The sequence below is a fragment of the Mesorhizobium sp. WSM4823 genome, from assembly GCF_055811195.1.
The window spans coordinates 1-13814 of sequence record NZ_JBVVQL010000023.1 but is presented as its reverse complement, the minus strand read 5'-3'; the positions used below and the strand labels follow the sequence as shown (position 1 = coordinate 13814).

Annotated in this window: 8 protein-coding genes and 2 pseudogenes; 7 read left to right on the top strand and 3 right to left on the bottom strand. The window is 60.1% G+C overall.

The genetic code is table 11. The features are described 5' to 3' along the window. From AC0L26_RS30355 to AC0L26_RS30345, 3 genes are all read left to right on the top strand, one after another. Positions 1-1389, top strand: a complete 1389-nt coding sequence (locus AC0L26_RS30355; protein WP_473635870.1) for a M16 family metallopeptidase — start codon at positions 1-3, stop codon at positions 1387-1389. 961 nt (positions 1390-2350) lie between these two features. Continuing rightward, positions 2351-3826 carry an NAD-dependent succinate-semialdehyde dehydrogenase gene (locus AC0L26_RS30350; RefSeq protein ID WP_473635869.1) on the top strand — a complete coding sequence of 492 codons (1476 nt, stop codon included), beginning with the start codon at positions 2351-2353 and terminating at the stop codon, positions 3824-3826. Positions 3827-4321: 495 nt separating this feature from the next. Next, positions 4322-5122 (top strand): HAD-IIA family hydrolase, encoded by an 801-nt coding sequence (locus tag AC0L26_RS30345; protein WP_473635868.1) that lies wholly within the window; start codon positions 4322-4324, stop codon positions 5120-5122. Positions 5123-6547: 1425 nt separating this feature from the next. Here AC0L26_RS30345 and AC0L26_RS30340 read toward each other — a convergent pair. Together AC0L26_RS30340 and AC0L26_RS30335 are read right to left on the bottom strand one after the other, a co-directional pair. Continuing rightward, complete coding sequence (locus AC0L26_RS30340; protein WP_473635867.1) at positions 6548-7063, bottom strand: DUF2285 domain-containing protein; 516 nt, start codon at positions 7061-7063, stop codon at positions 6548-6550. A 115-nt stretch (positions 7064-7178) separates the two neighbouring features. Then, positions 7179-7355 (bottom strand): annotated as a pseudogene (locus tag AC0L26_RS30335) (transcriptional regulator domain-containing protein); the annotation flags it as partial. Positions 7356-8394: 1039 nt separating this feature from the next. On the opposite strand from AC0L26_RS30335, the gene AC0L26_RS30330 reads away from it, so the two are divergent. Both AC0L26_RS30330 and AC0L26_RS30325 read left to right on the top strand, forming a co-directional pair. Then, complete coding sequence (locus AC0L26_RS30330; protein WP_473635866.1) at positions 8395-10518, top strand: prolyl oligopeptidase family serine peptidase; 2124 nt, start codon at positions 8395-8397, stop codon at positions 10516-10518. A 145-nt stretch (positions 10519-10663) separates the two neighbouring features. Further along, positions 10664-11359 carry an OmpW/AlkL family protein gene (locus AC0L26_RS30325; protein ID WP_473635865.1) on the top strand — a complete coding sequence of 232 codons (696 nt, stop codon included), beginning with the start codon at positions 10664-10666 and terminating at the stop codon, positions 11357-11359. A 361-nt stretch (positions 11360-11720) separates the two neighbouring features. Here the strand turns inward: AC0L26_RS30325 and AC0L26_RS30320 are convergent, their stop codons facing one another. Next, entirely contained in the window at positions 11721-11939 is a 219-nt protein-coding gene (locus tag AC0L26_RS30320; RefSeq protein ID WP_473635864.1) for a helix-turn-helix transcriptional regulator, read from the bottom strand. Positions 11940-12049: 110 nt separating this feature from the next. On the opposite strand from AC0L26_RS30320, the gene AC0L26_RS30315 reads away from it, so the two are divergent. Together AC0L26_RS30315 and AC0L26_RS30310 are read left to right on the top strand one after the other, a co-directional pair. Beyond that, positions 12050-12316 (top strand): DNA -binding domain-containing protein, encoded by a 267-nt coding sequence (locus AC0L26_RS30315; RefSeq protein ID WP_473635863.1) that lies wholly within the window; start codon positions 12050-12052, stop codon positions 12314-12316. A gap of 206 nt (positions 12317-12522) precedes the next feature. Next, positions 12523-13533: pseudogene (locus tag AC0L26_RS30310) on the top strand (IS701 family transposase); the annotation flags it as partial. Positions 13534-13814 lie beyond the last annotated feature (281 nt).

Genomic DNA, 13814 nt, shown 5'->3' with positions numbered 1-13814 from the left:
ATGATGACGAACCTCTACCGCAGGGCCATTCCACAAGCATTGCCCTCTCCTTTTGGACAGGGCCGGCGCCTCGCCTCCTCTCTGGCTGTGCTTTGCCTTGCTATTTTGTTCCTCGTCCTCCCGGCACCTACCGCTCGGGCTGCCCTGAACATCCAGGAGGTGAAATCTGAAAAGGGGATCACCGCCTGGCTGGTGGAAGACCATACGCTGCCGATCATCACGCTCCAGTTCGTGTTTGACGGCGGTACCAGCCAAGACCCGGCCAGTAAGGAGGGGCTTGCCAATCTGATGACCCGCTTGTTCGACGAAGGCGCAGGCGATTACGGCGGCGACTCCTTTCAGGTGCGGCTCGACGATGCCGGCGCTGAGATGAGCTTCCAAGCGTGGCGTGATGGCATCTATGGCTCGGTGCGCATGCTTTCCCTGCGCCGGGACGCCGCTTTCGATCTTATCAGGCTCGCGTTGAACAGGCCCCGCTTCGATCAGGAACCCTTTGACCGAATCCGCGCTCAGCTTCTCTCCGGCATCATCTCCAACGAGCGCGAACCTCACGCGATCGGCGTGGATGCATGGCGGCGCAGGATCTACGGCACGCATCCGTATTCCAGGCCGCCCGAGGGCACCAAGGAAAGCCTGGCCCGCACAACGCCCGCCGATCTAAGCGCCTTCCACAAGGCCGCTTTCGCCCGCGGCGGGCTGCACGTCGCGGTCGTGGGCGACATAGATGCCAAGTCCCTGAGTGTAAGGCTCGACGAGTTGTTCGGAGATTTGCCCCCGAAACAGACGCTTGCGAAGGTACCTGATGTCACCCCGAAGCTTGGCTGGTCGACCTTGGTCGCCTACGCCTTACCCCAGACTTCGCTCCACCTGGCTTTTCCCGGCATCGGACGCAGCGACCCGGAATTCTATGCCGCGCAGCTGATAAACGACATACTGGGTGGTTCGCCATTTACCTCACGACTGTTCCAGGAAGTGCGCGAAAAGCGTGGCCTTGCCTACGGTGTCTCCTCTAGCTTGGAAACCTACCAGCATTCCAACTCGCTTGTGGTGACCACCTCGACGCGCGCCGACAGGGCGACCGAGACGCTCGACCTGATAAGACACGTAATCAAGGAGCTGGTGGACACAGGGCCAACAGCGGCGGAGCTGGAGGCGAGCAAGAAGTATCTGATCGGCGCCTACGCTATCCAGAATCTGGGTTCCTCGAGATCCATTTCAGCCACGCTTCTCGCGTTGCAGCTTGACAAACTTGGCATAGATTACGTTCAGCGCCGCCCGGCCCTCATCCAACAAGTGACGCTCGACCAGGTCAGGGCGGCGGCGAAGAATCTGCTTTCGACCGAGCCAGCCATTTTTGGTGTTGGCCCCGGGCTTGCCGATGTTCCTTGACGACCGGCAATCTCACGCTCTGCCAAGGTCCGCGTCGATCGTCTTCGGAACGGCGTAAATGCTGAATCCTAACAATTGGCAAGCAAGGGATTCCAACTTTCCCGTAAAAAGCGAAGTTGGGATCTCTGTTTACGTGCAAGCCGGTCGGCAGATCGAAGAGCGCCTCGCAAGGAAAATAAGTACCCCAAGGAGCAGCTTGTGCCGAGGCAAAGGGCCGAGACACGGGCCCGGCTGCAAAGACAAGATCCGTCAAGACGGCAGCCGCGAGAGTGACAGTATAGACCCAGAAGGCGGGACACGAGCCAAGGCCTCCGACGAGGAAGCTGTTTTCCAAACAGGGATCCTCAGCTGCGGGGGCCGAAGCGGATCTTGCGGTTGGGTTGAGCCTGCGAGCGTATCCGACATACTCCGCGACCAGGTTCGTTTCTTTGAGCATTTTTGGAGTCATTGATTGGGAAATGTCGCTTGCCTCACCGGTTCAAGGTCATGTGCGACTGCAGGCAGTGCTCTCCTCGCGCAAGCGTGATGGCGCCAACTTCCGTTAGGAGCAGCGACTTTACTTAGGCTCGAAGACGATCACGGCTTTCAACACAAAGCCTCAAACGCGCTGAGAGATGCCCCAAAAGAAGCTCGGAAGAAAAGCAACTTCTTCGGACAGGAACCTTCCGCCTCAGTTTTGTCGAGTGATCATCAAATGCAGCCTCACCGTCGCTTTGGCGGAGGAGTCCTGTCGTGATGCGCAGAACCAGCCGCGGTGGGGAAAGCCGATGTCCATCCTTGAGGCTGCACCTGGTGAGAACCGCAATCGATGGACCAGAACAGTTCAAAATTCTGGCTTTAGGGTGAGTACAATGGTCTACCCGCCCTCTGTCCGAGGCCCTATCAGGACCGTCAGGGCGCGCAGTACACACAGACGCCGTGTCGACCTAAATATCAGCCGCACTTTGAGAGGAATACGGTATTGCCCCTGTGCCTGCCGATGATCCGCCACTTGAAATCCCCGGACCTGTTTGGCGCCATTGATCGCCTGCCGGCGCTCGGCACGCCGATTAGCGAGCGGACATTCGAGGTCCTCAATCCGTCGAGCGGTGAAGTCCTGGCGGTGCTTCCCGACATGGCTGTGGAGGAGACGCGCGCTGCGATCGACAGGGCCTATGTAGCACAGCCTGGATGGGCGGGGCTGACCGCCCGAGAACGCAGTGACGTTTTGTGGCGATGGCATGAGCTGATCATTGACCACGCCAATGATCTTGCCGCGATACTCACTGCAGAGATGGGCAAGCCGTTTGCCGAAGCCAAGTCGGAGGTTTCGCACGCGGCCGCGTATCTGCAATGGTACGCCGAAGAAGCCAATCGCATCTATGGCGAGACGATCTCCGCACCGTCGACAGACCGTCGCATGCTGGTGATCAAGCAGCCCATCGGTGTGGTCGGCACGATTACGCCATGGAATTTCCCGGCCTCGATGGTGGCGCGCAAGATCTCGCCGGCCCTGGCGGCGGGCTGCACGATCGTACTTAAGCCTGCTGAACAGACGCCGCTCGTGGCAGGTGCAATGTTCGCCCTCGCCCACCAAGCCGGCTTTCCCGACGGCGTGGTGAACCTAATTTATGCGTCTGAAGGTGATGGCGTCGGACGTGAACTTTGCTCTAACCCGAAGGTCCGAAAGATCAGCTTTACAGGCTCGACCGAGGTTGGCAGGCTGCTCATGCGCCAGTGTTCGGACCAGATCAAGAAGGTCAGCCTCGAGCTCGGCGGCAATGCGCCGTTCATCGTCTTTGACGACGCCGATATCGACGCTGCGGTTGACGGCGCGATCCAGGCGAAGTTCCGCAACGCCGGGCAGACCTGTGTTTCAGCGAACCGTCTTTACGTCCAATCGAGCGTTCACGATGAGTTCGTTGAAAAATTCGTGGAGAAAGTCCGGTCTTTGTCGGTTGGCGACGGCTTCGCTCCGGCAGTGGACGTCGGACCGCTCATCGACGTGCATGCTTTGGCCAAGATCGAGTCCCACATCGCAGATGCCGTTGCCAAGGGTGGCGCAATTCGATGCGGTGGCGAACGCATCGGCAAGGATGGGACCTTCTTCAAACCCACAGTCCTCACTGAAATCACCGGCATTATGGCGGCTGCGCAAGAGGAGACTTTCGGGCCGCTGGCCCCGATCATTCGCTTCCACGATGCGGATCAGGTCGTTTGTGAGGCCAACGACACGATCTACGGCCTCGCCGCCTATTTCTATGCCTCGAACCTGAAGCGTGTCTGGCGCGTTGCCGAGGCATTGGAATACGGCATGGTCGGCATCAACACGGGGCGAATGTCTTCGGAAGCGGCGCCCTTTGGCGGCATCAAGCAATCCGGCATTGGGCGAGAAGGTTCCCGCCATGGGCTCGAAGACTACCTCGAAATGAAATACCTCTGCATGGGCGGCATCTGATCTCTATGTGGATGGATACCTCAGGCGCAGAATGAACCAAAGGCATGATCGAGCGCTTTGGCGAACCTTCTGTCGGGGTCGTTCACCGCAACCCGCGGCCTGCGTGCCTTAAGTGAGATCTAGACGCCCAGCTACCTTGAACCGCCTCTACGGCGAGGAGGCAAGGCGCCGCTAGCAGACTGCAGGTTGCTCATCCTATCCAAGCGCGGCACGTCTCGCCAGGCTAGTGGTTCACAGAAAATAGAACGCGATTGTCCATCAGCTGCGCTGACGCAGCGAATGTCGTCAGCCGACGGTGCATGGCGTCCGCACGCCCCGCGGATGCCAACGACACGTTTACGCCGCAGCCTCCCTATTGCCGCACCGCCAACTGAGCGCCCTTCGCGCATCGCTCTCAATCGGTACAGTCGCCGGCATTCTCGCCTGGAGAAGATTCAGTGACACAAGACGTGCCCAGGCCGTGCATGCACGAAAGACATTGAGGGTTGAGATCCAATGATTACAGCGCATCTGCTCGACATGGACGGGGTCCTGGTCCGGGGCGGCCAACCGATTGGTGGCTCCGTCGGCTATGTCGCCGGGCTAATCGCCAGGGGTGAGCCGTTTCAGATCTTCACCAATAACTCGCGCTTCACGCCCGAAGATCATGCCGAGCGTCTAAGAGCGGTCGGCTTCGCCGTGCAGCCAGAGCACATCTACACCTCGGCGCTCGCCACGGCGCGGTTCATGGAACTGCAAAAGCAGGGATCATCTGCCTATGTCATCGGCGACCACGGTCTCGTCGAGGCCCTGCGGCAGGCAGGCTGCCGGATAACGGAGGTTGCCCCCGAATTCGTGGTCCTCGGGGACACAATTTCGTACCACTATGAGCAGATCGCAACTGGCGCCGAGCTTGTGGCGAAGGGCGCGCGTCTTCTCGCCACCAATCCGGATGCGACTGGCCCGACCGAGCGGGGCTCCCATCCGGCGTGTGGGGCAGTCGCGGCACTAATCGAGAAGGCCACCGGCCGTCAGCCCTACTTCGTTGGCAAGCCGAACCCGTTCATGATGCGCAACGCGCTCGATCGGCTGGGAGTACGAGCTGTCGATGCGATCATGGTCGGTGACCGCATGGACACCGACGTGCTGGCAGGGCTGGAATCGGGCCTGAAAACAGCCCTTGTGCTTACGGGGGTGACCAAACGCGGTGACATAGAGCGGTTTCCATTCAGACCGGACTACGTGGTCGAGTGCCTTGCCGATCTGGGCCAGATCATCGTCACTCAACAAGCAGAACGACCCCTACACCAAGACTGAACGCTCCCGCAACATTCCGAATGTCGGCCGTTGAACCTAGGCAATTTTGGAGGAACAGCTGGCCGCAAAGAAAGTGATAAGCGTGACAACTTAGTCGAAGTACACCCATGTAGTCCAATGCATGCCGGTCCTGACCTCTATGAAGCGAGAGTCTTCGGCCAAAGACTCTCGAGCGCCGAAGTAGGCTGCGTCCAGCGAATGCGTCAGGTTCGATCGAGCCCAGATGCGTTCGCTGTGACACTCACGCCGGACCGTTTCTGTCATGGCTTTGAACTGCGCGACGAGTGTCGTTCAACCACTGGAGTTTTGACCGATTTCATCGCCGCGTCACTCCGGAGGCGATCCTACACGTGGACGCCACGCAGGCTGTTGGTCGTATGCGCATCGCTCAGACAGACGAGTTTGTCGAAGTCGATCTGCTCACCCATTGGCGCATAAATTCCACAGCCCGTAAGGCGTGGGCGCGTTGCTCATTAGGGAGTGGTTGCGCCTCGATTTTGTGGTGAACAGGACGGGCAACAGCGCGGCCGCTGAATAGCGCAGCAGCCGACGGACTGCCGAGGAATAGGCGGCTCGGCGGCTGCGGGTAGTGAGCGGCATCGAAGCGCTTCAAGACACTTTCAATTGAGCAATCGGCCTGCCGCAGGTATTGGGTTCAAGCATCGCGCCTTCCAAATACGTGCTCCTTGACGAGCCCATGGTGTGACACCGATGCGATCGCGAAACCTGTCTCTCCACAGGTTCGCCTGCCGCGCTCACGCTCCGTCGCATGTGCTGACGAGGATCAGCTATGAGGTGCCAAGACTACGCTGCGAGTGAGCCTTTCCGCATCTACTTCAAAGGCGGATCTCGGGTTGGCAACGGCCAAAATAGTCGCTGCCGTGAACACGGAGCCACAACGACCGCGCTCGAAGTCTGACAATTTATTTAGGCCTTGCGCTTCATTCACGTAATCATGTCAGACGCAGCGCCAAGTTCCGCCACCTCAACTTTCGGCACCAAGCCGCATAGCCGGAAGCGAAACATTGCGTCTCTGATTTTAAAGTCCTGAACGCAAGCACGGCTGAACCCGCATGCCCGGCAGGAGACTGAGCTCGCTGCCGGGCCGGGTACGCCTTGGGAGGTGGCGTAAGTCTGCGACCTTCGTGGAGGGGGGAACCACTCAGTCCGCGCGTTTTGCTAGCGTGCATGTTCCGTGCCAAGGCAAAAAGCGTTGCAACATCCGACGCGACAGCTCTTTTCTCTGTTGCGTACTCGACATTGTCACCTATCGGACAATGTCGAACGTGCCTCTCCGCATCGACTGACGCCTGAACCAGAGCGCACCTGCAAGGCCATCCCCGCCAAGTCGACCGGGCGAACTGGCGGTGACCGGTTCTAGCTCCGACCTGTTCGCCGGCTGATGTACAGGTCGCACTGTCCCTTTCAAAGAAGGAAACCCCCGTACCCCCGATACATGAGGGCGCGGCCACGATTGACAGCGCGGCGAATGCGGTCGCGCAGATGATCGCGAGGATCCCTCCAGTCGGCATGGACGCGCCGATGACCAATCAGCGCTTCGGCGAGTTCGCGATGTGACGCCCCAGCAAGTGAACCGTCGAGCGCGCGAAGAACGAAGGTCAAACGGGGACTGCGTTTTTCCGGCGGAAACAAGCGGGCGGGCAAGTGCTGACCCAAGTTTAGGGCATTGAGGCACTTGAGCGCCCTCAGGCGATGCTTCGAAAGGGTCGCGGGCCAAATGGCCTCGGTACGGAGGCCAACGGGGTGCAGGATATCCGCGCCAGAGACGGCGAGCTGAAGCGTATGCTCCGCCTTGCGAAGAAGAACATGCTGGCCCTTGTCTGGCGCCAGCAGGACCGTCGCACGGCATGGCAATGCCGAGAGCTCGAACGGCCCTGTCGCCGACCAAGCAGACAGCTGTTCTGCAATCACCGGCAGCACATGAGCGCACCATAGCGGAGACCAGAATACGACCGAATTGCGCCCGTAAGACTCGGCGAAACAGGACGCCCCACCGTGACAGGTTACCGGTCGACGAGACTACGTCGAGAGAGGGTCCAAAGGACAAAGTACTGGCGTGCTGGCTTGCAGCGATCACGTCGCGCTGGAATGCTGGATTGCGACGTAAGAACTCCCAGGCCCACTCGCGCGGCGTCAGACCAGCAGTGTAATGGTATGATCTTTCATCGCGCCAATCCGCCTCGTCCGCGCCTTTCGCGAGAACTGCAGGCATTATTGTGCTCCCCTGCCCGCCCCCGGGCAGGTCGAAACATCATGCCGGTTGGCGAAACACCGGCGCCCGAGCAACCAACCCCCAATGGATGTGTTTCGTCGAAGTGTGTGGGGTCGGCACCCTTCGGGGCAGATCACGCAGGCAAATAGCGTTGACTTGATCGAACCAGCGCAGCCAGCATGGCCCGAGCAGGCCAAGTGAGTTGGTTGGACGCCAGTGGTCGGCTCCTTCGCCACGTTCCTAACGTTCCTTGAAGACCCCATGCTGCGGCGGTGGGTACGTTGATTGTGCGCAGGTCGTGGTAGCGCGGGCGTTGTAAGCGTAGTCATGGGAGGTCTCCTAGGGGAAGCTCCCGCCATTGGAGGACAAGTTCCGGGCTATGGCAGCCTGTATAGGTGTACAGGTAAGCCGACTGTTTAGCGGACCTCAAAGCACGAACGGCGAGGTGGGCAATTCCTTTGCGGTGGTGCTCACGCCGGGCCTTTGGGAGCTTCTTGCACCTGGAGCACGCGGTCGGGGATGCGCGCGGTGGCAGGGGCTTGACCAAACCATCAAAGCCAGCCGAACGGCCCTCGGACTTCGATTTTTTTCCCGCTCTGGTGTCTAGACCCACAGACGCTTCGTTCCTTCATGGCGGCCATCGAGTCGTGGTGTCGTCCGCCAATTGGATCCGGAAGCGTTTAAGCGGTCCGGCGCGAAGATGCAGCGGCCCAGCCAAGTCATTTTGAGGTGCCTGAGTTCTGACTATGTCGCCGGCTCGCCGGCGGAGCTTGATCCGGCGACTACGGGTGCGCTCCCTGTCGGATTGTTGACTATGTCGGCCATGTGACACAGCGCTACTAGAGTCATCCCATTGTTTTGAACGATTTCACAGTTGGCACGACAGATGCAGTCCCTGTCCGCAAGAGCACTCTGGCGTCTTAACTGAGAAGAACCCTCTGATGATCACGCTTTTCGAAGATGCTGGCGCGCCCGCCAACACTGAGCATTCCCGAGCAGACCGAAACCATTGCGCTTTCACTCGCCCGGTTATCGGGACATGACCGAGTTCGATTTCCGACCAACTGTGAATGCACCCGACGATGACCCCCACCTTTGGCTTGAAGATGTAGAAGGCGAACGGGCACTTGCGTGGACGGCGGGCCAGTCGGCAAAGACCCTGAAGCACTTCAGTGGAGGGCAGTTTGAGCGCGACCGGGCGGCGCTGACAGCGATTTTCGACCACCCAGATCGGATGCCCCTGGTCACGCGCCGCGGTCAGTACCTGTACAATTTTTGGCAGGATGCCGGAAATCCGCGCGGGCTGTGGCGCCGGACCACCCTTTCTGTCTACATGGAGGCGGATCCCCGATGGGAGCTGCTCCTCGACCTTGACGCCCTCGCTACTACCGACGCAGAGGACTGGATCTGGGGCGGCGCGTCAATCGAGCCGGAGGAACGGGAAAGAGCCATTTTGCGCCTGTCGCGCGGCGGCGGCGACGCAGTTGTGCATCGTGAATTCGACCTGAGCTCTCTGAGCTTTGTCGCCGACGGCTTCAATCTTCCCGAAGCCAAGGGCGGCGTTCATTGGCTCGACCCCAACACCCTTCTGCTTTCCAGTGCGCTTGGTCAGGGTATAGCAACTCGCTCCGGCTATGCGCGCACCGTGCGGCTGTGGAAGCGTGGCGCGGATCCCCTCACCGCGGCGGTAATCTTCAAGACCGGTTACGAAAACCTCGGTGTGTCTGGCCATCTGGACCGCACCGCCGCGACCGAGCGCCTATGGTTCGTCGAGCAACTGGGCTGCTTCGAGAAGCTGGTACGCATTGGCGACAGAAGCGGCCCGAAGATTGAGATCGACCTTCCCAAGGACGCTAGGTGGGTTAACTTTGGCGATTGGCTCGCGGTAAAGCCGCGCAAAGCATGGACGGTTGCAGGGACGACCTATTGCGCCGACGCACTGATCGGCATGTCGCTTTCCTCTTTCATCGCCGGCGAGCGACGTTTTCGTACCCTGTTTGAACCGGCCGAGCGGCGCTGCCTGCAATCATTCTTCTGGACTGATGGAAAGCTCATCATCACCTACCTGGCGAACCTCGCCCGAAAATTTGAGATGTTTGTCCCAGGCCCGCAGGAATGGACGCGCCGAGTGCTGGACACCGTGCCAGCGCAAGGGACTGTTCACCTCTGGTCACTCGATGCCGCAGTTCACGAGAGCAATGGAGAGCTTCTGGTTTTGGCCCAGGACCCGACCACTCCGCCCCAGCTTTCCCTATTAGATCTCGAAGCCGCGCCGCCTCTCGGCGCTCAGGTAATCCTAAAGCGCAGCCCGGAGAATTTCGACGCATCCGGACTGGTGGTCACGCGCCATGAGGCAGTGTCGATCGATGGCGAGATGATCCCCTACACGCAGGTCGGTCCACGGAACGCGAAGGGTGATGCCCCGGTTCACCTTTCCGCCTATGGTGGATTCGGCGTATCGCTCCTGCCCTCCTACAACTCCTCGCTCGGCAAGCTGTGGCTCGAACGCGGCGGCACCTGTGTGGTGGCGAACATCCGCGGGGGCGGCGAGTTCGGCACCCGCTGGCACGATGCCGGGCGCAGGCAGGGCAGACGTCTCGCCCATGACGATTTCGCCGCCGTTGCCGCCGACTTGGTACGAAGAGGCATTACACTGTCGAGGCGCATCGCCGCGCAGGGCGGCTCGAACGGCGGCCTTCTGATCGCCAACATGCTAACCCGCTATCCCGAGCAATTCGGCGCGCTGTTCTGCACAGTTCCCTTTATCGACATGCGACGGTACAGCAAGCTCCTGGCAGGCGCGAGCTGGATCGACGAATATGGCGATCCCGACAAGGCTGACGATTGGGCTTTCCTGAAGGAAATCTCCGCCTATCACACTTCCACTCCGGGACAGCCGTATCCGCCTATCCTGCTCGCCAGTATGAAACGCGACGACCGCGTCCACCCGGGCCATGCGCGTAAGATGGCCGCAAAACTGCAAGCGCTTGGCTATCCCGCTTACTTTTACGAGCCCAGCGCCGGTGGGCACGGCTACGGCAAGGACAATCGCGAGCGAGCAGCGTTCATCAGTCTTGGCATCAATTTTCTTCGCAGCGCGATCGGCTGGCACGCTGACAGCGTCGTAAACGGCGGGGAGCCAAATAAGAGCAAACTACAGTGAGCGAGTGAGTGCAGGTTCACGGCTGCGGCAAATCTACAAATGCGAGCACTGCTTGCGCAAAATGCGCCATCGCTCTGTCGCTCTCGGTCAATACAGCCTGACCATACGTTCAGTCCACATTTCTGAAGAGCAAGGAGAGAATACGATGGCAACAAGGCAATTGAACATTGCGCGGGGGCTAATAGCGGCCATCACGCTGATCCTGGTCGGAGAGCAGGCGGCTGCGGCTGACGTTCCAGAGGTCCCGTGCGACCCCCACGAGGGTGCCTGGGTGCCGGAGTGGGCTAGCCCTTGGCAGATCCGCCTGCGCGCCTTGGGGGTCATCACTGAGGATTCGGGCTACGTTGATGCGGTGCCCGGCTCTGGTCTTTCTTATTCGAACACCGTGACGCCGGAGCTCGACATCTCGTACTTCTTCACGGACAACGTCGCCGCCGAGCTTATCCTCGGCACCACTTATGCCAATATCACGGGCCAGGGTTCGATTGGTGGGCTGGGCAATATCGGCAAGGTTTGGTTGCTGCCGCCGACGCTGACATTGCAGTACCATTTTACCGATTTCGGGGCCTTCAAGCCCTATGTCGGCGCGGGCGTGAACTACACGGTCTTCTATAACCAGGACGCCGGCAGCGCCGACGCTCTCAAGGTGAAGAACACGTTCGGCACCGCGCTGCAGGTCGGGTTCGACTACATGGTGGACCAACACTGGGGCGTCAATTTCGACGTGAAGAAGCTATTCCTCAAGCCAGACTTCGACGTCACGGTGGCCGGCGCGAAGCTGACCGGGAAAGCCGAGCTTGATCCGTGGCTGATCGGCGCAGGTGTCACGTACCGATTCTGATACCGCGGCTTCGTGAGCGCGCTTTGAGCTAGCGGGCGCCCTCGGACGCCCGTTAGCGTTCGCCCTTCCTCGGGCTAGTTTCAGTTTCCCATGACGACTTCTGTAAGAACGCCCAGCACAAGGCCCCCTGTCAAGGTACGCGATCAGCTGCGTTGCGCCCGCCTTTGATCAGAACGTCGTAGCCTCGACTGCAACCTCGTAGCGCTGGTTCTCTCAGCTACCTCGCCCGCGAGCCCCGCCGAACACTCATCGGCAAAGGGATGGCGACAATAGGCGGTCGGCCCGGGGAAGACCGGACTCCCAGTGAGAGCCAGTGAGCGCCGTCAGGCGCTGGCGCCTAGTAATTACATGAGCGGCCACTTCACGCCTGTTTGTCGGGCCGTACGAGATCCATGTGGCTGACGCCGAGCGCCAACGCCAGTTCATAGATCGTGATGATCGTCGGATTTCTTCGGCCCTTCTCCAACCCGCTGATGTACTGCTGGCTGAAGCCGGAAATGTCGGCAAGCTGCTCTTGGGTCAGACGCTTCCTTTGCCTGGTCCGCTGCACATTTCGTCCGATCAACTTGCGCATATCCATGCACGCAAGCCACCGGATCAGGCGACTTGAGTTTATCAACTATAATATGTAATCCACATTTTGCCGGGAGAGGGGTTCGCGGAGGCGATCATCTGAAGCTAGGATCAGCAATGTTACAGCCTAAATCGGACTTGGCGATTGCCGACGAAGTGCCCTGGTCAGACGGCATCACAGCCTACGACAAGGAGCACTTTACAACCTATATGAGGCTCCTCGATGCATCCGGCGACAATGCTACTGAAGAGGAAATGGCACATCTGATCCTCGGCATTGATCCGAGACGAGAACCGGAGCGTGCGAGGAAGGCTGTTCGCAGTTATCTCGACCGTGCAAACTGGGTTATGACAAGCGGGTACAAGGAATTGTTCGACAGCTGAGAAATTGTGCAGTGCTCGCCCCGTGGCCGCCACTGCTTTGGCTACAGCCCCGTCGATCAGGCATTCGGGAACAGCCAACGGCAGCCTGAATTCGGTTCATAGGCATTGGTTTGGCCAGTCGGGGGGTCTGATGCGACAAAAGGAATCGCGTTCCATTTGGATGGGCAGTAGCCGGAGCAGCACGTCATCGAGTGCCGCTCCCTACCTCCGGAGCGGGGCGGCCCTATCGGATGCAGTCGCTGTTGGGACGCAGCCAGTGGGACGCTGATCGGCTCCGAGACGAGGTTCGCGATTATGTTGTGGAGGCGTTGGGCGACGAGGATGGCGTCCTGATCGTCGACGAGACCGGATTTGTGAAGAAGGGCGATCGCTCCGCCGGTGTCGCGCGTCAGTACTCGGGAACGGCGGGGCGGATCGAGAACGGCCAGATCGGTGTGTTCTTGGCTTACGCGAGCCGCTACGGCCAGGCGCTGGTCGATCGCCGGCTTTACCTGCCAGAGAGTTGGACAAAGGATCGGGCGCGATGTGCCAAGGCCTCGATCCCGGAGACGGTCGAGTTTGCGACCAAGCCAAAGATGGCGCGCGCCATGGTCGAGGCAGCGCTCGATGCCGGCGTCCCGTGCGCTTACGTTCTGGGCGACGCTGTCTACGGAGCCGACAGTAGCCTTCGTCGGGTGCTGGAAGCTCGCGAGCAGCCCTATGTCCTGGCGGTTCGAGGCGCTCACTTCATGCGCCGTGGAGGGGATCATCGGTTTGAGGGAACCTCGCCCGAGGAACTGGCCAGCGAACTCGCGCCCGAGGACTGGGTCTGTCATGCGGCAAGGGAAGGCGCCAAAGGGCCTCGGCTCTACGACTGGGCGCGCATCCGCCGCCCTTGGACGTCGAAAGGCGGCTTCGAGCATTGGCTTCTGGTCCGCCGCAAGCGTTCGACATCCGCAGAAAAGGCCTACTATCTGGTCTTCGCCCCGCCCGGTTCCTCCTTGGCCGAATTGGCGGCAGTGGCCGGCCTGCGCTGGGCGGTCGAGGAGTGCTTTGAGCGAGCCAAGGATGATCTCGGACTTGACCATTGCGAGGCCCGGTCCTGGCACGGATGGCATCGCCACATGAGCCTGTGCATGGCCGCCCTGGCGTTCCTCTCCAAACTATCGGCTGATCTTCGCCGCAGCGCATGGAGCAAACCGAACGAAACGAGTCCAAAGGAGCCAATCGCCGCCTGATCCGGATGGCTGCGCTGGTGCCAAGCGTCCCCGAGATCCGCTATCTCCTCGCCCGGATCCTCATCTACCCGCCAACACAAAAGCCCTTCATCATCGCCTGGTCGCTATGGCGACGACGACATCAGGCTGCCGCCACCGTCTCCCACTACAAACGGCGCGCATATCCGCAACTGTAGTACTAGATGTTTGATCCCAGATTTTGATGGGCATCCTTGTCCTCCGAATCAAGGGATGCGCTATGGGCCAGGTTCTTCATGGGAGCGCCACGACGACAGAGGCGG

What these genes read in the sequence shown, in the direction of transcription:
- AC0L26_RS30330 (WP_473635866.1), top strand. Translation starts at nt 8,395, where the DNA reads ATGACCGAGTTCGATTTCCGACCAACTGTGAATGCACCCGACGATGAC.
- AC0L26_RS30345 (WP_473635868.1), top strand. Translation starts at nt 4,322, where the DNA reads ATGATTACAGCGCATCTGCTCGACATGGACGGGGTCCTGGTCCGGGGC.
- AC0L26_RS30315 (WP_473635863.1), top strand. Translation starts at nt 12,050, where the DNA reads ATGTTACAGCCTAAATCGGACTTGGCGATTGCCGACGAAGTGCCCTGG.
- AC0L26_RS30320 (WP_473635864.1), bottom strand. Translation starts at nt 11,939, where the DNA reads ATGGATATGCGCAAGTTGATCGGACGAAATGTGCAGCGGACCAGGCAA.
- AC0L26_RS30325 (WP_473635865.1), top strand. Translation starts at nt 10,664, where the DNA reads ATGGCAACAAGGCAATTGAACATTGCGCGGGGGCTAATAGCGGCCATC.
- AC0L26_RS30355 (WP_473635870.1), top strand. Translation starts at nt 1, where the DNA reads ATGATGACGAACCTCTACCGCAGGGCCATTCCACAAGCATTGCCCTCT.